Annotated in this window: 21 protein-coding genes; 13 read left to right on the top strand and 8 right to left on the bottom strand. The window is 70.4% G+C overall.

Features of this window, described 5'->3' with window-relative positions; all coding sequences use genetic code 11:
• Positions 1-53: 53 nt before the first annotated feature.
• From FB563_RS11535 to FB563_RS11545, 3 genes are all read right to left on the bottom strand, one after another.
• Positions 54-650: an FMN reductase gene (locus tag FB563_RS11535; RefSeq protein WP_055706385.1), complete on the bottom strand. Its 597-nt coding sequence runs from the start codon at positions 648-650 to the stop codon at positions 54-56.
• Positions 647-1,732, bottom strand: coding sequence for an LLM class flavin-dependent oxidoreductase (locus tag FB563_RS11540; RefSeq protein ID WP_055706386.1), 1,086 nt, complete (start codon positions 1,730-1,732; stop codon positions 647-649). Before FB563_RS11540 ends, FB563_RS11535 begins: the two co-directional genes overlap by 4 nt.
• A 119-nt stretch (positions 1,733-1,851) precedes the next feature.
• Complete coding sequence (locus FB563_RS11545) at positions 1,852-2,742, bottom strand: NADP-dependent oxidoreductase (RefSeq protein ID WP_055706387.1); 891 nt, start codon at positions 2,740-2,742, stop codon at positions 1,852-1,854.
• Positions 2,743-2,877: 135 nt separating this feature from the next.
• On the opposite strand from FB563_RS11545, the gene FB563_RS11550 reads away from it, so the two are divergent.
• The 4 genes from FB563_RS11550 (at position 2,878) to FB563_RS42865 (ending at position 4,630) form a co-directional block, all read left to right on the top strand.
• Positions 2,878-3,282, top strand: coding sequence for a winged helix-turn-helix transcriptional regulator (locus FB563_RS11550; RefSeq protein WP_055706388.1), 405 nt, complete (start codon positions 2,878-2,880; stop codon positions 3,280-3,282).
• Between the two features lie 24 nt (positions 3,283-3,306).
• A complete protein-coding gene (locus FB563_RS11555) occupies positions 3,307-3,645 on the top strand; it encodes a YnfA family protein (RefSeq protein WP_055706389.1) in 339 nt (112 codons plus the stop codon).
• A 62-nt stretch (positions 3,646-3,707) separates the two neighbouring features.
• Positions 3,708-4,469 carry an SDR family NAD(P)-dependent oxidoreductase gene (locus tag FB563_RS11560; RefSeq protein WP_055706390.1) on the top strand — a complete coding sequence of 254 codons (762 nt, stop codon included), beginning with the start codon at positions 3,708-3,710 and terminating at the stop codon, positions 4,467-4,469.
• Positions 4,469-4,630: a hypothetical protein gene (locus tag FB563_RS42865; RefSeq protein ID WP_167528484.1), complete on the top strand. Its 162-nt coding sequence runs from the start codon at positions 4,469-4,471 to the stop codon at positions 4,628-4,630. Before FB563_RS11560 ends, FB563_RS42865 begins: the two co-directional genes overlap by 1 nt.
• A 33-nt stretch (positions 4,631-4,663) precedes the next feature.
• Here FB563_RS42865 and FB563_RS11565 read toward each other — a convergent pair whose 3' ends face one another.
• Positions 4,664-5,857, bottom strand: coding sequence for an RtcB family protein (locus FB563_RS11565; RefSeq protein WP_055706391.1), 1,194 nt, complete (start codon positions 5,855-5,857; stop codon positions 4,664-4,666).
• A 223-nt stretch (positions 5,858-6,080) separates the two neighbouring features.
• Between FB563_RS11565 and FB563_RS11570 the strand changes: the two genes are divergently transcribed.
• The 3 genes from FB563_RS11570 (at position 6,081) to FB563_RS11580 (ending at position 9,311) form a co-directional block, all read left to right on the top strand.
• Positions 6,081-6,926, top strand: a complete 846-nt coding sequence (locus FB563_RS11570; RefSeq protein WP_055706392.1) for a hypothetical protein — start codon at positions 6,081-6,083, stop codon at positions 6,924-6,926.
• Between the two features lie 128 nt (positions 6,927-7,054).
• Positions 7,055-7,948: a DUF3558 family protein gene (locus tag FB563_RS11575; protein WP_234357765.1), complete on the top strand. Its 894-nt coding sequence runs from the start codon at positions 7,055-7,057 to the stop codon at positions 7,946-7,948.
• Between the two features lie 130 nt (positions 7,949-8,078).
• On the top strand, positions 8,079-9,311 hold the full coding sequence (locus FB563_RS11580) for a DUF2637 domain-containing protein (RefSeq protein WP_055706393.1): 1,233 nt from the start codon (positions 8,079-8,081) through the stop codon (positions 9,309-9,311).
• Between the two features lie 80 nt (positions 9,312-9,391).
• On the opposite strand, the gene lysS is transcribed toward FB563_RS11580, so the two are convergent.
• On the bottom strand, positions 9,392-11,134 hold the full coding sequence (gene lysS / locus FB563_RS11585; RefSeq protein WP_055706394.1) for a lysine--tRNA ligase: 1,743 nt from the start codon (positions 11,132-11,134) through the stop codon (positions 9,392-9,394).
• Positions 11,135-11,283: 149 nt separating this feature from the next.
• Between lysS and argS the strand changes: the two genes are divergently transcribed.
• The 5 genes from argS (at position 11,284) to FB563_RS11610 (ending at position 18,174) form a co-directional block, all read left to right on the top strand.
• On the top strand, positions 11,284-13,050 hold the full coding sequence (gene argS / locus FB563_RS11590) for an arginine--tRNA ligase (RefSeq protein ID WP_055706395.1): 1,767 nt from the start codon (positions 11,284-11,286) through the stop codon (positions 13,048-13,050).
• Positions 13,051-13,126: 76 nt separating this feature from the next.
• Complete coding sequence (locus FB563_RS11595; RefSeq protein ID WP_055706396.1) at positions 13,127-14,005, top strand: nucleic acid/nucleotide deaminase domain-containing protein; 879 nt, start codon at positions 13,127-13,129, stop codon at positions 14,003-14,005.
• Positions 14,002-15,675, top strand: a complete 1,674-nt coding sequence (locus FB563_RS11600; RefSeq protein ID WP_055706397.1) for an NACHT domain-containing protein — start codon at positions 14,002-14,004, stop codon at positions 15,673-15,675. The genes FB563_RS11595 and FB563_RS11600 overlap by 4 nt, the downstream gene beginning before the upstream one ends.
• Before the next feature lie 251 nt (positions 15,676-15,926).
• Positions 15,927-17,606 carry a nucleic acid/nucleotide deaminase domain-containing protein gene (locus FB563_RS45185; protein ID WP_055706398.1) on the top strand — a complete coding sequence of 560 codons (1,680 nt, stop codon included), beginning with the start codon at positions 15,927-15,929 and terminating at the stop codon, positions 17,604-17,606.
• A 19-nt stretch (positions 17,607-17,625) separates the two neighbouring features.
• Entirely contained in the window at positions 17,626-18,174 is a 549-nt protein-coding gene (locus tag FB563_RS11610; protein WP_055706399.1) for an SUKH-4 family immunity protein, read from the top strand.
• Positions 18,175-18,673: 499 nt separating this feature from the next.
• On the opposite strand, the gene FB563_RS11615 is transcribed toward FB563_RS11610, so the two are convergent.
• Positions 18,674-19,825, bottom strand: coding sequence for a hypothetical protein (locus tag FB563_RS11615; protein WP_055706400.1), 1,152 nt, complete (start codon positions 19,823-19,825; stop codon positions 18,674-18,676).
• Between the two features lie 142 nt (positions 19,826-19,967).
• On the opposite strand from FB563_RS11615, the gene FB563_RS11620 reads away from it, so the two are divergent.
• Positions 19,968-20,789, top strand: coding sequence for a DUF4253 domain-containing protein (locus FB563_RS11620; protein WP_055706401.1), 822 nt, complete (start codon positions 19,968-19,970; stop codon positions 20,787-20,789).
• A gap of 13 nt (positions 20,790-20,802) precedes the next feature.
• Here FB563_RS11620 and FB563_RS11625 read toward each other — a convergent pair whose 3' ends face one another.
• Both FB563_RS11625 and hemB read right to left on the bottom strand, forming a co-directional pair.
• Positions 20,803-22,047, bottom strand: coding sequence for an aminotransferase-like domain-containing protein (locus tag FB563_RS11625; protein ID WP_055706402.1), 1,245 nt, complete (start codon positions 22,045-22,047; stop codon positions 20,803-20,805).
• Between the two features lie 132 nt (positions 22,048-22,179).
• Complete coding sequence (hemB, locus tag FB563_RS11630; RefSeq protein WP_055706403.1) at positions 22,180-23,172, bottom strand: porphobilinogen synthase; 993 nt, start codon at positions 23,170-23,172, stop codon at positions 22,180-22,182.
• Positions 23,173-23,238: the final 66 nt, after the last annotated feature.

The raw sequence follows: 23,238 nt of genomic DNA on the forward strand, positions 1-23,238 counted from the left end.
TACCCCTCTCTCACCGACACACGGGCAACCCGGCCCGCCGCCCTACCGTCTTCTCACCTTGCCCGAGCGCCGAGCCTGGCGAGCTGCTCCTCGAACGGTACGAGCGGCGGCCCGGCCGCCCGCTCCGGCGCGGCCGCCCGCAGCCCCGCCATCAGGCCGGCCAGCTCCCCCGCGGCCCGCTCGATCCGCCCGGCCAGCCCCTCCTCGCCCCAGTCCTCAGACGCCGCGTACACGCCCGTGGGGACGACCACGGCCCGAAGGTGGGCGAACAGCGGCCGCAGGGCGTGCTCCAGCACCAGGGAGTGCCGGGCCGTTCCCCCGGTGGCCGCGAGCAGCACCGGCTTGCCCACCAGGGCCTCCTTGTCCAGCACGTCGAAGAACGACTTGAACAGCCCGCTGTACGACGCCGAGAACACCGGTGTGACGACGATCAGCCCGTCGGCCCCCGCCACCGCGTCCTGCGCGGCGGCGAGGCCCTTGCCGGGAAACCCGTTGGTGAAGTTGTGCGCGATCTCGACGGCGAGGTCCCGCAGCTCGATCACCTCCACGTCCGCCCCCGTCTGCCGCGCCACCGCGCCGGCGAGCCGGTCGCCCAGCAGCCGGGTGGAGGAGGGGACACTCAGTCCCGCGGACACGACGACGAGCCTCATTCCGCGGTCACCTCCTCGGATGCCTTCAGGGAAGCGTGGGTCGGCGCCTCCGGCACGTCAGCCGGACGGCCGTTCGCGAACTCCTTGCGCAGCACGGGTACGACCTCCTCGCCGAGCATGTCGATCTGCTCCAGCACGGTCTTCAGCGGCAGCCCGGCGTGGTCCACCAGGAACAGCTGGCGCTGGTAGTCACCGGCGTAACTGCGGAAGGACAGGGTCTTCTCGATGACCTGCTCCGGGGTGCCGACGGTCAGCGGGGTCTGGTCGGTGAAGTCCTCCAGGGAGGGCCCGTGGCCGTAGACCGGGGCGTTGTCGAAGTACGGCCGGAACTCGCGCACCGCGTCCTGCGAGTTCCTGCGCATGAACACCTGGCCGCCCAGGCCGACGACCGCCTGCTCGGGCGTGCCGTGCCCGTAGTGGGCGAACCGGGTCCGGTACAGCTCGACCATCCGCTTGGTGTGGTCGGCCGGCCAGAAGATGTTGTTGTGGAAGAAGCCGTCGCCGTAGTAGGCCGCCTGCTCGGCGATCTCGGGCGAGCGGATGGAACCGTGCCAGACGAAGGGCGGTACGCCGTCCAGCGGGCGCGGGGTGGAGGTGAAGCCCTGAAGCGGGGTGCGGAACTTCCCCTCCCAGTCCACGACGTCCTCGCGCCACAGCCGGCGCAGCAGGGCGTAGTTCTCGATGGCGAGGTTGATGCCCTGCCGGATGTCCTGGCCGAACCAGGGGTAGACCGGCCCGGTGTTGCCGCGGCCCAGCATCAGGTCCACGCGCCCGTCGGCCAGGTGCTGGAGCATCGCGAAGTCCTCCGCGATCTTCACCGGGTCGTTGGTGGTGATCAGGGTGGTGGAGGTGGAGAGGATCAGCTTCTCCGTGCGCGCCGCGATGTAGCCGAGCATGGTCGTCGGGGACGACGGCACGAACGGCGGGTTGTGGTGCTCGCCGGTGGCGAAGACGTCCAGGCCGACCTCCTCGGCCTTGAGCGCGATGGCGACCATGGCCTTGATCCGCTCGCGCTCGGTCGGCGTACGCCCCGTGGTGGGGTCCGGCGTGACGTCGCCGACCGTGAAGATCCCGAACTGCATGGTCGCTCACCCTCCAGGTTGTTTATGGTTCAACTATATCCACTGAACCGAGACCCCGGCCGGGTTATTCCGGTCACCCCGCGAGCCCACCGCCTCGGGGCGGTCCGCCACCTCGGGACTCAGGGCACGAGCACCAGCCGCCCGCGCACCCCGCCCTCCGCGAGCCGCGCATGCGCCTTGGCCGCCTCCTCCAGGGCATACGTCTCGGCCACCCGCAGGGTCAGCACCCCCTCGTCCACCAGGCGCACCAGCTCCGCGAGCCGCGCGCCGTCGGCCTGAACCCACACGTTCCGCAAGCGCACCCCGCGCTCCGCCTCCGGCAGCGCCCCGTCACGGACCGCGACGAACGCGCCCCCGTCCCGCACCCACGCCAGCGCGGGCGCCCCGAGCACAGCGGCGTCCAGCACCGCGTCCGCACTCCCCGGCTCGACCCCGTCGGCGGTGAAGCGCGCGGCGCCCAGGGAGCGCACCAGCTCCTCGTCGCCCGCCCGGGCGTGCCCGGTCACCTCGATCCCCCGGTGCGCGGCCAGCTGCACCGCGAACCCGCCCACCGCACCCGCGGCCCCCGTCACCAGCAGCCGGTCACCCGGCGCCAGGTCCAGCAGGTCCAGCGCCTGCAGCGCGGTCAGCCCGTTCAGCGGCAGGGTGCCCGCGTGCGCCGCGTCCACCGAGACGGGCGCCGCCGCCACCGCGTCCGCGTCCACCACCACGTACTCGGCATGCGACCCCAACGGCTCGGCCACACCCGCCACCAGCGCCACCACCGGATCACCGACCTCCCAGGAGGCGGGCGCACCCACCGCGTCCACCGTGCCGGCCACGTCCCAGCCGAGCCCCAGGGTCTTCCCCGCTCCGCCGAAGACACCGGCGCGCACGGCAGCGTCCACCGGGTTCAGCGCACCCGCGGCCACCTTGATCCGCACCTGGCGCGCCCCCGGCTCCGGCACCGCGACCTCCGCGATCTCCACGCTCTCCGGACCGCCGAACGCCCTCACCACAGCAGCACGCATGACAACTCTCCTCACACACACGACAGTTGATGTTCCACGGCACCTTTCCCGGCCGCAGCACCAACCGTAGGAGAGCTACTATCCATTGGTAAGTAGTTACCTGAGAGTGCGTAGCTGCCCCGAAGGGAAGAGCCCATGGCGACCACGACCGCCGCCCAGCGCCGCGAGCAGGCCCGCGCCGACTACGACGCCTTCCTGCGCGAATGCCCCTCCCACCAGCTGCTCGGCCGGCTCAGCGACAAGTGGGTCAGCCTGGTCATCGCCGCCCTGTCCGGCGGCACCAAGCGCTACAGCGACCTCGGCCGCCAGATCGCCGGCGTCAGCCCCAAGATGCTCACCCAGACCCTGCGCACCCTCGAACGGGACGGCATCATCAGCCGCACCGTCACCCCCTCCGTCCCGGTCCGCGTCGACTACGACCTCACCCCGCTCGGCACCAGCCTCGCCACCCTGCTGACCGCCGTGAAGGACTGGGCCGAGACCCACTTCGAGGAGGTACGAGCAGCCCGCGGGCGCTACGACACCGAGAACCCCGCCTGACCGGGACCGTGCCAAGCTGCTGCCATGCCGATCCTCCGCTCCGCCGCCCTGTTCGTCGTCGCCGCCGTGCTCGAGATCGGCGGCGCCTGGCTGATCTGGCAGGGCGTGCGCGAACACCGGGGCTGGCTGTGGATGACCGGCGGCGTCCTGGCCCTCGGCGCCTACGGCTTCGTCGCCACCTTCCAGCCGGACGCCCACTTCGGCCGCGTCCTGGCCGCGTACGGCGGCATCTTCGTCGCCGGCTCACTGCTGTGGGGCGCGATCGCCGACGGCTACCGCCCCGACCGCTGGGACGTGACCGGGGCACTGATCTGTCTCGCCGGGATGGCCGTGATCATGTGGGCCCCGAGAAGCGGCGCCTGAGCCTCACTTACGCTGGACGGAGCCTTCACCGTCACCAGACCAACGGAACACAGGAGCTGCCCATGGCCCCCGCCTCCCGCATCGCCGTCGTCACCGGCGCGAGCAGCGGCATCGGCGCCGCCACGGCCCGGCAGCTCGCCGAGGCCGGCTACCGCGTCGTCCTCACCGCCCGCCGCAAGGACCGTATCGAGGCACTGGCGGAGGAACTGACCAAGGCCGGCCACTCGGCGGTGGCCTACCAGCTGGACGTGACCGACCGCGCGGCCGTCGACGAGTTCGCCACGGCCTTCCAGAGCGTCGGCGTCCTGGTCAACAACGCGGGCGGCGCGCTCGGCGCGGACCCGGTGGCCACCGGCGACCCGGCCGACTGGCGCACGATGTACGAGACCAACGTCATCGGCACCCTGAACCTCACCCAGGCCCTGCTGCCCAAGCTGGTGGCGAGCGGCGACGGCGTGATCGTGGTGGTGTCCTCCACCGCCGGCCACGGCACCTACGAGGGCGGCGGGGGCTATGTCGCCGCCAAGCACGGCGCCCACGTCCTCGCCGAGACCCTCCGCCTGGAGATCGTCGGCCAACCGGTCCGCGTCATCGAGATCGCCCCCGGCATGGTCAAGACCGACGAGTTCGCCCTCACCCGCTTCGCCGGCGACGAGGCGAAGGCGGCCAAGGTCTACGAGGGCGTGGCCGAACCCCTCACGGCGGACGACGTGGCCGAGACCATCACCTGGGCCGTCACCCGCCCCAGCCACGTCAACGTCGACCTCCTCGTCCTCCGCCCCCGCGCCCAGGCCTCCAACACCAAGGTGCACAGGGAGCTGTGATGCCGGAAGAAGACACCGAGGCCGCCAATTCCCTCGAACAGGCCCGCCTGGCCCAGGAAACCAAGGACGAACGCAAGGTCTGGTACTTCCTCGGCTACTTCCTCTTCGGCATCCACATCGTGGCGTTCGTCATGATCTACGCGGTCCGCCACGCGAAGTGACCCACGGCCGCACGGGCCGGGGGCCTTTTCGCGTCAGCCCTTCACGCAAACGACCTGCTTCAGCTTCGCCACCACCTCAACGAGGTCGCTCTGCTGCGCCATCACCTGGTCGATGTTCTTGTAGGCACCGGGAATCTCGTCCAGAACGCCGGAATCCTTCCGGCACTCCACGCCCCGGGTCTGTTCCTCCAGGTCCTTGGTCGTGAAGTGACGCTTCGCCGCGTTACGACTCATGCGCCGACCTGCGCCGTGCGAGGCCGAGTTGAAGGCCTTCTCGTTCCCGAGCCCCTTCACGATGTACGAGCTGGTGCCCATCGAGCCGGGGATGATCCCGAAGTCGCCGGAGCCGGCCCTGATCGCCCCCTTGCGGGTGACGAGCAGGTCCATACCCTCGTACCGCTCCTCAGCAACGTAGTTATGGTGACAGGAAATCTCCTGCTCGAACCTCGGCTTGGCCTTCTTGAACTCCTTGCGGACAACATCCTTCAGGAGCGCCATCATCAGCGTGCGGTTGTGCTTGGCGTACTCCTGCGCCCAGAACAGGTCGTTGCGATAGGCCGCCATCTGCGGGGTGTCCGCGACGAAGACGGCGAGATCACGATCGACCAGGCCCTGGTTGTGCGGGAGCTTCTGAGCCACACCGATGTGGTGCTCGGCGAGTTCCTTGCCAATGTTCCGGGAACCGGAATGGAGCAGAAGCCACACCACATTGGACATATCTACACATATCTCGACATAGTGGTTGCCCGCTCCAAGCGTCCCCATCTGCAGAGCCGCCCGCTCCCGCCTGAACTTCACCGCCTCCGCGACCCCGTCGAACCGCCCCCAGAAGTCGTCCCATCCGGCGGTCGCCAGCCCGTGGAAGTCCCCCGGCTGCACGGGATCGTCATGCATCCCCCGGCCCACCGGAATCGCCTGCTCGATCCTCGACCGCAGCCGCGACAGGTCACCCGGCAGGTCATTGGCCGTCAGTGAGGTCTTCACCGCCGACATCCCGCAGCCGATGTCCACCCCGACCGCCGCCGGGCACACCGCGCCCTGCATGGCGATGACGGAGCCGACCGTCGCGCCCTTGCCGTAGTGCACGTCCGGCATGACGGCGAGGCCCTTGATCCAGGGCAGGGTCGCCACGTTCTGGAGCTGGCGCAGGGCCACGTCCTCGACCGTCGCGGGGTCGGTCCACATCCGAATCGGGACCTTCGCGCCCGGCATCTCCACGTACGACATAAGACTCTCATCCCCCCGGAACGGACAATAAAGATTTACACAAGGCTTATTAGCAACAAAGCGGAAAGTCGGCACTGATGCCGGTGAAAACGGACAAGGGACCGGCGGTCACGGCAGCGCGTGCGATACACATTGTCTCCAGTGGACGCCCCGCTGCGGCAAGCGAATAACCAGCGGGGACACTGGAGGACCGAGCGAGCGCAGACCCGAGAGGAGCCCGACCGTGCAGCGGAAGGCGTACGTAACCGGCACCGCCGCCCTCCTCGCGGCGTTGCTGGCCGGCTGTACGAGCGGCTCGGGCAGCGACGGTTCGACGGACGACGCCCACCCCGGCGACGCCGGTACGACCACGGTCGCCGCGCAGCCCGGCAAGTACCGCACGCTGCCGGAGCCCTGCCGTGCGGTCGGTCACGACACGCTGGACGCGATGCTGCCGGGCATCAAGCAGATCACCGATCCCGACCAGCGGGACAAGGCCTACCAGGGGCAGGCCGCGCTCACGTACGACACCGACCGCAAGGTCGGCTGTCATTGGAAGGTGGAGTCCGCGGACGCCACCGACCGCCTGTCGGTCGACTTCGAGCGCGTGGTGTCGTACGACAACGCGGTCAGCGACGACGACCAGGCGAAGAAGCTGTTCGAGGACAAGGAGACGGCCGCCCATCTCCCCGAGCCCAGCGGCTCCTCCGGGGCGAGCGGCAGCCCGGCGCCGTCCGCCAGCGGGACGCCGTCGTCCTCGGCGAGCGGCACCGCGTCCCCTTCGGACTCCGGGTCCCCCTCCGGCTCCGGTTCCGGGTCCCCGTCCGGCTCCGCCTCCGCCACCGCCGATCTGCAGCCGCGGGTGCTGACCGACCTCGGTGACGAGGCGTATATCGACGACCAGCTCGGTTCGTCCGGTTCGACCGCCGAACAGCGGACGGTGACTGTGGTGTTCCGCACGTCCAACGTCATCGTGACCATCGAGTACGAGGAGCAGCCGACGGCCGTCGGGGCGGTCCCGGACAGCAAGGAAATGCAGGACAGGGCCCGTAATCTGGCCTCTCAACTGGATGACACGCTGGGCGGTTGACGGCCCCGGGTGCCGCTCGCCGGGCAGCGCGCGAAGCACCCGAACGGAAACCGCGCAGCTCCTTCACCGCGTACCGTGGGCCCCCGCAGGAACCCGCACGATCACCGAGTGTCATGAGTGAAGGAACCATGCAGCGAGCAGCCCAGCGAGACGACCGTGCCCAGCAAAAGACGCGTGGAAAGCGCCTGAGCCGTGTTCTTGTCTGCGCGGCAGCCGTGCCGGCGGTGCTGATCACCGCCGCTTGTTCGTCGGGCTCGGGTGATTCCAAGGGCAAGGGCTCCGGCAGCAGCGCGCAGCAGTCGGCGGGCGGCGGCTCGCAGTCTTCGGCGAGCGCGTCTCCGAGCGTGCAGGCGGCGGCGTACAAGAAGCTGCCGGATCCGTGTGCGGTGCTGTCGAAGAAGACGCTGACGAGCCTCGTACCGAAGGACACCTCGGGCAAGAAGGGCGGTTCGGACGATCCGTCGTCGCGTGCCTCGTGCTCCTGGAGCAGCCTGGACAACAAGGGTGTGAAGGGCTCGCAGTTCCGCTGGCTGAACGTGTCCTTGCTGCGGTTCGACTCGGACGCCACGCGCGGTTCGGGTGACACGCAGGCCCACACGTACTTCGCGCAGCAGGTGAAGGACGCCGCGGCGGTGGACGGCGCTAAGAACACCCGGGAGATCCCGCTGTCCGGCACGGGCGCGGAGGCGACGGTGGTGCGCTACGACCTGAACAAGAAGGAAGGTCTGTTCAAGCAGCAGACGGTGGTCGCGCGGGTGGCGAACGTGGTCGTCACGCTCGACTACAACGGCGCCGGTCTCGCGGGTGAGAAGACCCCGGACGCCGATGACCTGACGAAGGCGGCCCAGGGCGCGATCAAGGAGGCGGTCGGGGCGGTCTCGTCCGCCAATGGCGGCTCCTCGTCGACGGGTTCCTCGTCGGCAGCTCCGTCGGCCTCGCCCTCGAAGTCCGCGTCCGCCTCCCCGTCCAAGTCGGCTTCTTCCAGCGCTTCTCCGTCCAAGTCGGCCGCGAAGAAGAACTGACGCAGGGGCCGGGAGGGGTTCGAAGCCCCGACCGGTACCACGTTCGCCGTTCGCGTGTGCCACCCTGTTGCGCGCAACAACAGGCAAGGGGAGGGGAGTACGAGTGGCCGCGCCACTGCAGCTGACTCGGATGCACCGCGTTCTCATCGGTGTGGTCGTGACCGGCGCCTTGATCATCGCCGGCATCGGTTTCGCCGGCTCCTACGCGGCTGTCCGGGCTCTGGCTCTGAAGAAGGGCTTCGGGAACTTCTCCTATGTCTTCCCGGTGGGCATCGACGCGGGTATCTGTGTCCTGCTGTCCCTGGACCTGCTGCTGACCTGGATCCGCATCCCCTTCCCGCTGCTGCGCCAGACGGCGTGGCTGCTGACGGCGGCGACGATCGCGTTCAACGGTGCCGCCGCCTGGCCGGATCCGCTGGGTGTCGGCATGCACGCGGTGATCCCGGTGCTGTTCGTGGTCGCGGTGGAGGCGGCCCGGCATGCGATCGGCCGGATCGCGGACATCACGGCGGACAAGCACATGGAGGGCGTCCGGCTGACCCGCTGGCTGCTCTCCCCGGTTCCCACGTTCCTGCTCTGGCGTCGTATGAAGCTGTGGGAGCTGCGTTCGTACGACCAGGTCATCAAGCTGGAGCAGGAACGTCTCGTCTATCAGGCCCGCCTCCGTTCCCGTTTCGGCCGCGCCTGGCGCCGGAAGGCTCCGGTGGAGTCCCTGATGCCGCTGCGTCTGGCGAGGTACGGCGTCCCGCTGGCGGAGACGGCCCCTGCGGGCCTGGCGGCGGCGGGTATAGAGCCGGCGCTGATACCGGCGGTGGCCGCGGGCGGTCGTGCCGCGGGGGCGGCGTCCGTGCCGCAGAAGGCGGCACCTTCCGGCGAGCAGCGCCTCGAACTGCCGAGCCAGCGTCCCGGGCAGCCGGACAGCACGCCCGTGGACGAAGAGAGCCCGTGGTTCCAGGCCCAGCGCGAGATCCAGTACCACGGCGGCTACGACCCGACGTACGACCCGATGATGCAGGAGCCTCAGTACGCCCCGGACGAGCAGTACGAGGAGTGGTACGAGGAGCAGCAACCGGAGGACTTCCAGCAGCCCTCGCCGGAGGAGACCGGCAGCTTCCCGATTCCGGTGGGCCCGAACCGCACCCGGGAGCTGGGCGAGGGCGGTGGCTCCCCGGAGCCGGACGAGGAGGCCTACTACCAGGTCTTCCGTCAGTCGATCGACGGCAGCTTCCCCACCCCGCACCAGTTCGGCGAGGCCGTGGAGGCGACGTACGGGATGAAGCTCCCCTCCCGCGAGGCCGACCGCATGGTCAAGCGCTTCACCAACCGCTTCAACGCGGAGCTGGAGGAGAACCACATCGCGTGAGGAACGTGAGCGTGTAGCGAGCATGGAAAAGGGGCCCTCGGTCGAGGGCCCCTTCCGCGTTGCCGCTCACGCGGGCCGGTTCACTCCCCGAGGAGGCGCCGCACCCGGTCCTGCCCCACCGCGAGCAGCAGCGTGGGCAGGCGGGGCCCGGTGTCCCGCCCGACGAGCAGGTGGTACAGCAGGGCGAAGAACGCGCGCTGAGCCGTCTTGATCTCGGCGGGCAGTTCCTTCGGGGTGGCGTCGGCCGGGAACCCGGCCTGCACCTTGGGCACGCCGTACACGAGGTGGGTCAGTCCGTCGAGGGACCAGTGCTCGGCGAGCCCGTCGAGCAGCAGCCGTACGGACTGCTGGGAGGCCTCGTCGAGGGACTTCAGCAGTTCGGCGTCGGGTTCCTCGCGCACGATGGTCCGCTGGTCGGCGGGCACGTGCGTGTTGATCCAGGCCTCGGCCTTGTCGTACCGGGGCCGGGCCTCGTCCAGGGAGGCCAGCGGCTGCTCCGGGTCCAGCTCGGAGAGGATCCGCAGGGCCTGGTCCTCGTGGCCGGCGGTGATGTCGGCGACGGACGCGAGCGTGCGGTAGGGCAGCGGGCGCGGCGTCCTCGGCAGGTCACCGGCGGCCGTGCCGACCGCGCGGGTGTACGCGGCCACGTCGGCCGGCAGCGCGGAGCCGTCGGCGACCTTGGCGGCGAGCTTGTCCCACTCGTCGTAGAGCCGCTGGATCTCCTGGTCGAAGGCGATCTTGAAGGACTGGTTGGGCCGGCGGCGGGCGTAGAGCCAGCGCAGGAGCTGCGGCTCCATGATCTTCAGGGCGTCGGCCGGGGTCGGGACCCCACCACGCGACGACGACATCTTCGCCATGCCGCTGATGCCGACGAAGGCGTACATGGGACCGATGGGCTGCTTGCCGCCGAAGATCCCGACGATCTGGCCGCCGACCTGGAAGCTGGACCCGGGCGAGGAGTGGTCCACGCCGCTCGGCTCGAAGACGACGCCCTCGTACGCCCAGCGCATCGGCCAGTCGACCTTCCAGACCAGCTTGCCGCGGTTGAACTCGCTGAGCCGCACCGTCTCGGCGAAGCCGCACGCGGTGCAGGTGTAGGCGAGCTCGGTGGAGTCGTCGTCGTACGACGTGACGGTCGTCAGGTCCTTCTCGCAGCCGCCGCAGTACGGCTTGTACGGGAAGTACCCGGCGGAGCCGGAGCTGCCGTCGTCCTCGGACGCCGCGCCGGAGCCCTCCTCGGCCTCCAGCTCGGCCTCGTCGACGGCCTTCTGCTGCTGCTTCTTCGGAGCCTTCTTCGTGCGGTACTGGGCGAGGATCGCGTCGATGTCGCCGCGGTGCTTCATGGCGTGCAGGATCTGCTCGCGGTAGACGCCGGAGGTGTACTGCGCGGTCTGGCTGATGCCGTCGAACTCCACGCCCAGCTCGGCGAGCGAGGCGATCATCGCGGCCTTGAAGTGCTCGGCCCAGTTCGGGTACGACGATCCCCGCGGAGCCGGCACCGAGGTCAGCGGCTTGCCGATGTGCTCGGCCCAGGCCTCCTCGTCGACGCCGTCGATGCCCTTGGGCACCTTGCGGTACCGGTCGTAGTCGTCCCAGGAGATCAGGTGCCGGACCTGGTGACCGCGGCGGCGGATCTCGTCGGCGACGAGGTGCGGGGTCATGACCTCGCGCAGGTTGCCCAGGTGGATCGGGCCCGACGGGGAGAGTCCGGACGCGACGACGACCGGTTTGCCCGGGGCCCGGCGCTCCGACTCCTCGATGACCTCATCCGCGAAACGGGAGACCCAGTCGGTGGTCTCGGTGCTCTGAGCCACGATCGGCACGTCCTTCTTTCTGAACGGGGATGGCACTCCATCTGATCGGGGTGACACCCCATTCTCACAGACCGGGATGCGACGGCGAAAACGGCTTTACCCGCCATGGGATACTGGCTGGGACTATCCATCCCACGAGGAGAACGGCACCCATTCCTATGGCCTCGGTCACGTCCCTCAGCGATTCCGTCCAGCAGCACCTCGCGTCCGCCCTCTCGGCCACCCTGCCCGAGGCCGCCGGCGCGGACCCGCTGCTGCGACGAAGCGACCGGGCCGACTTCCAGGCCAACGGGATCCTGGCCCTCGCCAAGAAGGCCAAGGCGAACCCGAGGGAGCTGGCGACGCAGGTCGTCTCGCACGTGGCGACGGGTGACGAGCTGATCAGGGACGTGGAGGTCTCCGGCCCCGGCTTCCTGAACATCACGATCGCGGACCGGGCGATCACCCGGAACCTGGCCGCGCGGTACGCGGACGAGACGGGCCGCCTCGGCGTTCCGACCGCCGCGCAGCCGGGCACGACGGTGATCGACTACGCGCAGCCGAACGTGGCGAAGGAGATGCACGTCGGTCACCTGCGGTCGGCGGTGATCGGCGACTCGGTGGTCCAGCTGCTGGAGTTCACGGGTGAGAATGTGGTCCGGCGCCACCACATCGGCGACTGGGGCACCCAGTTCGGCATGCTGATCCAGTACCTGGACGAGCACCCGCACGAGCTGGACCACAAGGAGGCCCAGGTCACGGGTGAGGAGGCGATGTCGAACCTCGACCGCCTCTACAAGGCGGCGCGGAAGCTCTTCGACTCCGACGAGGAGTTCAAGACGCGGGCCCGGCGCCGGGTCGTCGACCTCCAGGCGGGCGACGCGCACACGCTGGCCATGTGGCAGAAGTTCGTGGACGAGTCGAAGATCTACTTCTTCTCCGTCTTCGAGAAGCTGGACATGGAGATCCGGGACGCGGACATCGTCGGCGAGTCCGGCTACAACGACATGCTCGCCGAGACCTGCCGGCTCCTGGAGGAGTCGGGGGTGGCGGTCCGCTCCGAGGGCGCCCTGTGCGTCTTCTTCGACGACATCAAGGGCCCGGACGGCAACCCGGTCCCGCTGATCGTGCAGAAGTCGGACGGCGGCTACGGCTACGCGGCCACCGACCTCTCCGCGATCCGCGACCGGGTGTTCAACCTGAAGGCGAACACCCTCCTGTACGTGGTGGACGCGCGCCAGGCCCTGCACTTCAAGATGGTCTTCGAGACGGCACGCCGGGCCGGCTGGCTGAACGAGGACGTCACCGCCCTCCAGCTGGCCTTCGGCACGGTGCTGGGCAAGGACGGCAAGCCGTTCAAGACGCGTGAGGGCGAGACGGTCCGCCTGGTGGACCTCCTCGACGAGGCGATCGAGCGCGCCTCGGCCGTCGTACGGGAGAAGGCCCAGGACCTGTCCGAGGAGGAGATCGCCGAGCGGGGTGCCCAGGTGGGCATCGGCGCGGTGAAGTACGCGGACCTGTCGACGTCGGCGAACCGGGACTACAAGTTCGACCTGGACCAGATGGTGTCCCTGAACGGCGACACGTCCGTCTACCTGCAGTACGCGTACGCCCGTATCCAGTCCATCCTCCGCAAGGCCGGCGAGACCCGTCCGGCCGCGCACCCGGAGCTGGCCCTGGCGGAGGCGGAGCGCGCCCTGGGCCTGCACGTGGACGCCTTCGGGGAGACGGTCGGGGAGGCGGCGGCGGAGTACGCCCCGCACAAGCTGGCGGCGTACCTCTACCAGCTGGCGTCCCTGTACACGTCCTTCTACGACAAGTGCCCGGTCCTGAAGGCCGAGACGCCGCAGCAGGTGGAGAACCGCCTCTTCCTGTGCGACGTCACGGCCCGCACCCTGCACCAGGGCATGGCCCTGCTGGGCATCCGGACGCCGGAGAAGCTCTGACGACGGCCCTTCGGGTCTGCCCTTAGAGTCTGTGGAGCCGTCCAGTCTCCACAGACTCTCGAGGGAGCCGAACCCGATGTCCGATCGAGTCCCCGATCCGACCACGTCCCACTTCGGCCGGGACGGAATGCGCCGGTTCACGGTGCCGGCCTCCTACGGCGTCCAGCTGCCCGACGCGACCCGTGAGGTGCTGGCGGACACGGGGGTGCCGCTGCACGTGCAGCCGTACTTCACGGCCGCGAGTGACACCGACGACCCGACCCTGGGGATCACCGCCGGCCACCAGGGCCTGCCGGCACCCGCCGACGGCCGGGAGAACTGGCTGCGGCTCGGCAGCGACCCGCTGGCGCACCTGTGCGTGCGTCCGGACGGGGCGGTGCAGGCGGTGTTCCTGGGGCTCGACGAGCCCGACATGTTCGTCAGCTCCGGCGTCCCGGCGTTCAACGCCTCCCTGACGGCCCTGGACCGCCGCATGCCGGTGATCGCCGCCTCGACCAGCCTCCCGGTGGCGGCGGCCGCGTTCCGCGAACTCGACGCCGAGCTGCGGCAGATCGACGCCGCCGCGTTCCAGGACCGCGAGAGCTGGTGGCCGAGGGTCCTGGACGACGTACGGCACACGCTGAACTTCCCGTTCTCCTCCGCCTTCGAGTACGTCGACGCGACGGGCGCCAAGCAGATCGTCACCGACGCCACCGGCCCGGGCCGCCCGCACCCCGAGGAACTGGTCTGGCGGCGCCTGCACGCGCAAGGGGTGGCCCCGGAGCAGGTCCGCCGCGTCTACTGCGAGCTGGAGCCGTGCATGATGCCGGGCCACTACTGCGCGGTCTGGCTGCAAGCGACCTTTCCGCACGCGGAGTTCACGCACAGCTTCGACTACGGCGACACGGCGGACTCCCGCGAGGACGGCCTCAAGGGGTTGATCACGCACGCGGCGCAGCAGGCGGGCAACCGGTGACCGGGCTGAAGTGGTCCCGCCCGGCGGCGGGCCGCGAACCGGCCGCCGCCGCACTGCTGTCCTGGCTGGCCGATCCGGACGCCCCTCGCCTGTGTGTGGTCACCGGGAGCGCGGGGTGCGGCAAGTCGACGTTGCTGGCGTGGCTGATCGGGCACGGGACGCGGCAGGGGACCCGACCGGATCGCCGGGTGCACGGGTTCGTCCCCCTGTCCGGCCTGACCGCCCTGACCGCCGCCTGGACCCTGGCCGAGCAGCTGCACATGGCGGCCCGCACCCCGGGCGAGCTGGTCGAGGCCCTGGCCGCCGACGAGCGCCGTACGGTGCTCGTGCTGCCGGAGCTGCATGAGGCGGAGGATGCGGGGGCGGTCGCCGAACTGGTGCTCGCGCTGGTCGAGTTGCCACACGTCCGCCTGCTCGTGGAGGTCCGCAGCGGCAGCGTGGAGGCCGGAGTTCTCACGGCCGCTCCCTCGGCAGTGATGGACCTCGACCAGGCGCAGTGGGCGGATCCGGAGCGGTATGCGGCATGGGCGGCCACCCAGCCGGCCGACCGCCGGACGCCGGTCGAAAACCCCCCGGGGACGGTCGACTTGAACGACCCCGTGGCGGTCTGCGCCGCGGACCCGTGGCAGGTGTCCGTCGGCTACGAACGCTCCGCCGACGCTCACGGGGGCCTGCGGGCGGCGTGGCTGCGGGCGGGGGCGTCGCTGACCCGGGAGCAGACACCGGCGGACCGCGCCGTCGTTCTTCTGTCGGCCCTGGGCGACGACGCCGACCCGAGGCTGCCCCAGGCACTGGCGGGGCAGGCCGAGGGTGCCGCATGGCGAGTGGTCTGGCGCCGGGTGCGCGGCGATGTCCGTCCGCCGTGGCCGGGACCGGCGCGTGCGCTGTCGTCGGGGCGCGGGCACCTCGCCGGGAAGCTGGTCGTGGCCGATCACCAGGGCACGGTCCGGCTGGTGGACGAGGCGCAGGCGGCTCCGGTCGGCCGACTGCCGGAGCCGGTGGCAGGGGTACGCGCGGTGGCCGCCGTACCCGAGGGTGACGTCCTGGTCCTGGACGCGGAGGGCCGGCTGCACACAAGGCGCAGTCCGGCGGCGCCCAGGGCGACGGGCCTGGCGGCGCTGCTGGAGGACAGGCCGACACCTCTGGAACGGCTGGTGGAGGCGGCGCGGTCCCAAGTGGGCGGCCCACCGGTGGCGTTGGCGTACGTGGAGGGGCTGCTGGCGGTGGGCGACACGGCAGGCCTGGCACACGTGTTCTCGGAGACCGACGGTGAGCCGCGGCCGCTGACGGCACGCCTGCACGAGGGCGAGGTAGCGGCTGTGGCAGCCCTGCGCCTTGAGGTGTCCGACGACGCGCCAGGCATCCCCCTGATCTACAGCGGCGGTTACGACGGCACGGTACGGGCGTGGAGCCCTGGCGCGGAGCCGCTGGCATCCCCTGTCCGGTCGCGGCCATGCCCGGTGACGGCGCTGGCGGCGGCGTCCACGGATACCGGCCCGGTGCTGGCAGTCGCCTGGGCGGACGGCCTGGTGGAACACGAGGCTTTGGACGAGGGCGGCCAGGTCCGCCCCTTCTGGTCCGGCGCCCCGGTGCACTCGCTGGCGCTGAGCAAGGCCGGACATCTACTGATCGGCACGGACGAGACACTGGCCTGCCTGAGACCTGCCTGAGACCTGCCCGCTGGGGCCGGCCGAATGCGAGCGGTCCGCCGACAGCCTTGCGCCGGCCCACTGGGGGTGCCGCCTTCACCTCCTCTCTCACGTCCTGGGCCGGGATCCGCTCGCCTCTCCTGCCCTCTCGCGGCCGTGCCAGGTCACAGTCCTGCCATAGAGGGCGGCGTCGCCTTGCCTTCCAACTCCTCCTACCCGTTACGGTTTTTAGGCTCATATGACGATCGGAGGACGAGGGGGCGTCACGGGGGATGGGCTACACGATTCCGGGGTGGCTGGACCAGGTCCTGGACTACATCGGCATCCACTTCCCGAACGTCGACGAGGACGACTACCGCGACATGGCGCACGCCATGCGGGAGTTCGCCGACAAGTTCGAGGGTCACAGCGCGGACGCGCACAAGGCGGTCGAGCAGATCCTGGCCTCCTCGCACGGCTGGGCCGTCCACTCGATGCAGACCCACTGGAACCAGGTCAAGGCCGGCCACCTGGACAAGATCCCGGAGCTGGCCCGCCTGTTCGCCGACGCCCTGGACGTGGTCGCGGACATCGTCTTCGGCATGAAGACCAAGGCCGAGGCCGAACTCGCCGTCATGGCAGGCTCGGTGGGCCTCTCGATCGGCGCCGCCTTCATCACCGGAGGCCTCTCCGCCGTGCTGGGCGCGGCGGAGATCACGGCCATGCGCCAGCTGGTGAAACGCATCATCGACGAGGCTGTCGACCAGATCGTGAACGAACTGACCGCCAAGGTCACCGAGCCGGTCAACGCCAAGCTGGAGGCGATGATCGAGGACGCGGTGCTGAACCTGGCGGAGGACGCGTTCACCCTGCCGCCTGCTCCCAACGGCGGTGCGGGCGCCGGCGGCACCGGTGGTGGCGGGCACGGCCACGGACACGGCGGTATGAAGCTGGCCTCGGCGGGAGCCGGAACCGGTGGCATGGAGTTGGCCTCCGCGTCCGGCGGTTCCGGCTCGGGCGGCGACCTCCACATCGACCACGAGGAGTTCGAGAACGGCGCCAGCAAGCTCTCCTTCCACGGCAGCGAACTCCACGCGAACAGCGCCGCCCCCCTCGGCCGCGCCAAGGGCCTGTTCGGCCGCACCAGGGGCAAGGACCCCTTCACCCAGGCCTTCGACTCGATGATCCATGGGGCACTGCACGGCTGCGAGAAGGCGCTCGTCAAGGTCGGAAAGCACCTCACGGAGACGGTCCCGGACCGGGCCAAGGCGGTCTCGCGTCTCCACAAGGGCAATGACATCGAGATCGGACAGCGGCTCAAGGGGATCGAGACACACAAGGGCCGGGACGAGCACGGCAACCCCAGGATGTACATCCTGAACGCGGACGGCTCAGTGGACCGCCTGTTACCGGACGGCACGATTCCTGCCAAGGGAACCCACGGGCACGATCGCGAGGACCGGCTGAACCTTGCGAACATCGCTCCGAACGGCCAGGTCTGGCGTCCCAAGACGCAGTCGGAGCGAGAGAAGTGGCAGACGCCTTCGGGCCACGAGTGGAAAGTGGTCTCGCGGAAGGTCGACCCCGCTTCCAGCGACCTGGCCCAGGCGACGCAACTGGCTCGTAAGGCGCACGACTACTACCAGGGAAGGAACTACGCGGCCGGCCGGTACATCGACCCCCAGAGCGGCCGGGAAATGATCCTCATCACGCGCAGTGGCGGGGGTTTTCACTCCGAACGCTCTCTTGGACACCCCCTCCTCCACACGGGGAATGCAAACGGACTTCGGGAGGTGTTCACAGAGAGAGCACCTTGTCAGAAGAGTCCTCGTTGTGAGCGATGGCTCAACGCGTTCTTCCCCCACACGAAAGTCACGCACGCCGCGAACTATGACCAGAGCGACCCGTCGACGCAGGGCAAGGAGCACAAGACGTACCGGGAGGACCTGGCACGGCTCCACGGCAAGAAGTGAGGCGCGATAGCGTGGCGGCATGAAGTACGCAGTGAGCAGCGAAGACGTCATCCGTCTGTTCGGCCTGGACGGCGTCAACTACTACCCGCAGTACGACGGCAGTGAACTCGACGCGAAAGCAGCGGAGTTCCTTGCCGGTGTGGGTCTGCCCACCGACCGCACCTTCGCCTCACGCGCCGAACCCGAAAGCGGCTTTCCCACGCCGAACGAACTGGGCCCGCTCTTCGGCCGTCGAGGCCAGGCGTGCCCGCCGGAGCGGCGCCATTGGCTCGTACTCGGGTACCTCGTCACAGCTTTGGTCGTCCTCGACCCTCGGACCGGAACGATCCACGTGTACCCCGAGGGTGAGAGCGACAGCCAACTGCTCCACCGCGATGTCGAGTCGTTCGTCTTCACACTGTGCGCCTTCCGGAAGCTCACTGACGCCTACACCGAGGACGAGGACCAGGTGGAGGAGTTCGCCTACGAGTTCCGGCAGGCTGTCACCACAGTGGACCCCACCCCTCTCGCCGACGAGGAAACCGAGTGGAACCGCCTCCTCGACGAAGTCCTCGAGGGGATGTGGTGAGGGAATTTCACCCGGACCACCGGACACTGTCACCCCGGCGACCAGCAAGGATCGGTGGAAGTCCTGGGCCTGATCGCCTCCCTGCGACACCGATTGGAAGATAAGGGTCAGGGGGCGCAGGCAATCCCCCAGGTCACGCGGTGGAGAGTTGGCCGAGGGGGTGCCCAAAACGTCCAATCGCCGCGCCTTCTGTGACTCGCGGGACGCGACCGCGCCCCGGAACCCAGGACGCGGACGCAGCCCACCCAAGGGCCCGGCACCGCCAAGCCGCCCACTTTCCCCGGGCTGCCCGCTCGCTTCTCCCCCGTGCTGGAGCGAGGTGGGTCAAGGGTGGCCCGCAGGGCGCGGCGAAGCCGACGCGGGAGTGGAGCGCAGCGGAACGGGAGCGCCCTTGACGCAGCTCGCGGAAGCACGACGATCGCCGAGAAGCGGGCGGCCCCACGGCAACCGAGCGGCGCCGGGGGCAAAAGACAAGGGCCAAGCCCGAGGGCGGCTTCCGTCAGCTGTTGATGAGGGTTGCGCGGGCAGGCTCGCCCTGTGCGCGTCGGCCCCGTCTGCCGCGCGGGGGCCTCTGGGGCCACAGCAGGACGTACGCCGCCGAGCCGAGGCAGAACGCCAGGCGTATGAGGCCCCGGGTGGAGTCCGACGGGATCAGCAGGGCGCTGCCGTAGAGGGAGATCAGGGCGATCCAGCTGACCCAGGGGACCAGGCGGCGCTGGCCGATCGAGTCCCAGATCAGCGTGCCCAGGAGGACCGAGGCGTTGTAGTAGGTGTAGACGCTGGGGTCGAGCAGGATGCGGGCGTCGGCGGCCAGGAAGACCACCGCCGGCCAGCGGCCCCGTCGTACCGCCAGGGCGCCGAGGCCCATGCCCAGCGCCATCTGCGCGGGACGGTCCCACCAGGGGGTCGCGGGGTCGTTCACGCCGAACCAGCGCAGCGAGGACGCCGGTTGGTTGGGGATGGTGAAGCGGGCCGCCTGCAGGGTTTCCAGGTGCGTCAGGTAGAAGGGGAGCCAGGCCGCCGCCACCAGGGCGACGGTCCAGCTCGCCGAGCGCAGGCGCTGCGGGCGGGGCAGGGCCAGCAACAACGGCAGGAAGCCCACCGCCCAGGGTTTGGAGTCCACCGCCAGGGCCAGGAACACGCCCACCGCCGTCGCGTTGCCCTGCACCAGTGCGCGTGCCGCGAGCGTGGTGAAGAACAGGGCGAGGACGTCGTCGAGGTGGGCGAAGCGGACCGAGACCTCGACCCACATGGGGATGAAGGCCGCCCCGGCGATCAGGACGCGTTGCTGGAGGCGTTTGTGGTTGACGCCGGTGCCGAGGTAGTGGTCGGCGGCGGCGCGGCCGACCAGGACGAGCATGTACAGGCCGAGGCCGGACATGAACGCGTCGGCCAGTTTCTCACCCAGGTCGGGTGGGAACGGTGCGAAGAGGCCGGCGACCACGAAGCTGACGGGGCCGATCTGCAGATCGGGGTGGTTGGCGTAGAGGGCCAGGCCCCCGCCGGAGGCCTGGCCGAAGAGCAGTTGCTCGCCCTCGCGGAGATAGTGCCAGGACACTGCCGCGTGGCGTTCGGCCACGACGAACCAGATGGCCGTCCACAGGGTGAGCAGCACGATGTGCCACCGCACCGGGTAACGCCCGATCCGCACGTTCCTCCGTCCTTCCCGTCACCACGGTCACCGTGTCCCCACCCATCACAACACCCCCCGGTAAGAGAGGGTTCGGCGGCCTTGGGTTCCTCGCGGACACAGCCCAACGGCGTTGTCAGTGGCGGCCCTTACAGTCACGGGTATGGCGACTCTTCCCAACCCGCTGCCCAAGCTGGCAACCGACCCCAGCGGCCGTTCCCTGGGGCTGCGGCTCCCTCCCGGCCGGCTGGTCGACATGACGTACGACGGGCCCTGGCACGAACCCCTGCTGTGGCACGCGGAGAAGCCGGCCGCGCCGGGCACGTGGAAGGCGCTGGGCGCGCCGGCGGCACGGGCCGGTCTGCTGCCGGTGCTGGTGGATGCCGGCAGCGCCGGGGGCACTGTGGAGCAATGGGTGCTGCTCCCCGGCGAGACGTCGTACGCCGGCGATCACGACGCCGAGGAGGTCCTCACGGAGTACTGGGAGGAGGAGACGGAGGACGGCGACATCGACGAGGAGATCGAGCCGTTCGGGCGTGAGTGGCCCGGGCTCGCACCCGCCCCCGCCGCCCTCTCCGCCGACCCGGACACCCGGGCCGGCCAGGTCGCGGACGCGCTGGTCCTCGACCCCGAGTCGGAGGTCCAGGACGCGCACCTCGCGCTGGTTCCGGCCCGCCGGTCCGCGGACATACCGGCCGCGATCGGCTGGACCGGCCCGGTGAACTACGAGGCCGACGTGGCCCGGATGTGCGCGGTGCTGCGCTCCTGGGAGGACCGCTTCGGCATACGGGTCGTGGCCCTCGGTCCGGACACCCTGGTCGTGTCCGTCGCGGCCCCGCCGGCCACGCGGGAGGAGGCCGAGGCGGTGGCGGCGGAGCACTTCGCGTTCTGCCCGGACCTCGTGCTCCAGGGCGAGCGGGACACCCTGCGCGCCTACGCGAAGGACCTGGTCGGGGAGCCCGTCTGGTCCTTCTGGTGGGACTGACCCACCGCCGCCCTCAGCCCCCGAGGCTTCCGAGTCCCCGTCCCAGCCTGCGCAGCCCCTCCGCGATCTCCTCCGGTGTCTGGGTGACGAAGCACAGGCGGAGGGTGGTGGGGTCGGGGGTGCCGGCGTAGAAGGGCGCCCCGGGGACGTAGGCCACGTTCTGCTCGACCACGCGGGGCAGCAGGGCGAGGGTGTCGTACGGCTCCGGCAGGCGCACCCAGAGGAACATGCCGCCCTCGGGCCGGCTCCACTCCGACCCGGCCGGAAGCACGCCGGGCAACCCGGCCAGCATGGCGTCCCGGCGTTCGCCGTACACGGCGCGCACCCGCGCCACGTGGGCGTCCAGGACGTCCAGGTACCGTGCCGCGGCGAGCTGGTTGAGCGTCGGGGTGTGCAGATCGGCCGCCTGCTTGGCCACGGCGCAGATGCGGCGCAGCTCGGCGGGCGCGCGCAGCCAGCCGAGGCGCAGGCCGGGGGCCATCACCTTGGAGAAGGAGCCGAGCAGGACGGTCCGGTCCTCGGCGCCGGGAAGGGAGGCGATCCAGGGGACGGGTTCACCGTCGTAGCGGAGTTCGCCGTACGGGTCGTCCTCGACGATCCACAGGCCCTGACGGGCGGCGACGGCGGCGATCTGCGCGCGGCGTGGGGCGGGCATCGTACGGCCGGTGGGGTTCTGGAAGGTCGGGACGAGGTAGAGCAGCTTGGGGCGTTCGCGGCGGATCGCCTCCTCCAGGGCGCCCGGGTCCACGCCGTCCGCGTCGCCCGGCACGGCCACCACACGCGCTCCCGCGAGGCCGAAGACCTGGAGTGCCGCCAGATAGCAGGGGTTTTCCACCAGGACCGTGTCACCGGGATCGAGCAGGGCCGTCGCCAGGAGGGACAGGGCCTGCTGGGAGCCGGTGGTGATCAGCAGGTCGTCCGGAGTGGTGGGCAGTCCCCGGGCGGTGCTGCGCGCGGCCAGGGCCGCCCGGAGCGCCGGCTCGCCCTCGGTGGTGGAGTACTGCAGCGCCTGCGCCGGGGTCCGCGTCAGCACCTCCTGGAACGCCGCCGCTATGCCCTCCCGGTCGAAGAGTTCCGGTGCCGGGAGCCCGCCCGCGAAGTTGATCACCTCGGGGCGCGCGGTGACCGCGAGGATGTCCCGCACGGGCGAACCGCCCACGGCCTGGGCCCGGGCGGCCGGCGGCGGGACGGGGGCAGGCCCGGCGACGGCGGCGCGTCCTTGGGCAGCGGTCGGGGCGGCGGGCTCGGCGATGGTCATGGCGCGGCTCTCCTTCGGCTCGGGGAGCCGTCAGGCTAGAGAAGTACGTGCCGCCTACACCGTTAATTCCGCGATCCGGACGGTCCGTACGCGTCGCAGCGGCGGACCCCGCTGCCCCCTCCCCCGACGAGGTCAGCGCAGCTTCCGCGCCGCCTCGGTCGCCCAGTAGGTGAGGATGTTCCGGGCCCCGGCGCGCTTGATGCCGGTCAGGGTCTCGAAGATGGCCCGGTCGCGGTCGACCCAGCCCTTCTCGGCAGCGGCCTCGATCATCGAGTACTCGCCGGAGATCTGGTACGCGGCGACGGGCACGTCCACGGCGTCCGCGACCCGGGCGAGGATGTCGAGGTACGGTCCGGCCGGCTTGACCATGACCATGTCCGCGCCCTCCTTCAGGTCGAGGGACAACTCCCGCAGGGACTCGCGCCAGTTGGCGGGGTCCTGCTGGTAGGTCTTGCGGTCGCCCTGGAGCGAGGAGGCGACGGCCTCGCGGAAGGGGCCGTAGAAGGCGGATGAGTACTTGGCCGTGTAGGCGAGGATCGCCACGTCCTCGCGCCCGATCTGGTCGAGCGCGTCGCGTACGACGCCGATCTGGCCGTCCATCATGCCGCTGGGCCCGACGACATGGGCGCCGGCGTCGGCCTGCACCTGGGCCATCTCGGCGTACCGCTCCAGGGTGGCGTCGTTGTCGACACGGCCCTCGGCGTCGAGGACGCCGCAGTGCCCGTGGTCGGTGAACTCGTCCAGGCACAGGTCGGACATGACGAGCAGGTCGTCGCCGACCTCGGCCCGCACGTCGCGGAGGGCGACCTGCAGGATTCCGTCCGGGTCGGTGCCGGCCGTGCCCTGGGCGTCCTTGCTGGACTCCTCCGGCACGCCGAACAGCATGATCCCGGAGACCCCGGCCTCCACGGCCTCCAGCGCGGCCTTCTTCAGGCTGTCGCGGGTGTGCTGGACGACACCGGGCATGGCGGCGATCGGCACGGGCTCGCTCACGCCCTCACGGATGAAGGCGGGGAGGATGAAGTCGGCGGGGTGCAGTCGCGTCTCGGCGACCATCCGCCGCATGACGGGCGAGGTCCGCAGTCGCCTAGGACGCGTACCGGGAAAGGATCCGTACTTCGTCATGCCCCCTACGCTACGCCCGCCCGGCCCCCCTCTTTGCCGACGCCGTGTCGGCCCGTTCGGCGGCTG

This window comes from Streptomyces puniciscabiei (assembly GCF_006715785.1).
In the GTDB taxonomy this organism is placed as follows: domain Bacteria; phylum Actinomycetota; class Actinomycetes; order Streptomycetales; family Streptomycetaceae; genus Streptomyces; species Streptomyces puniciscabiei.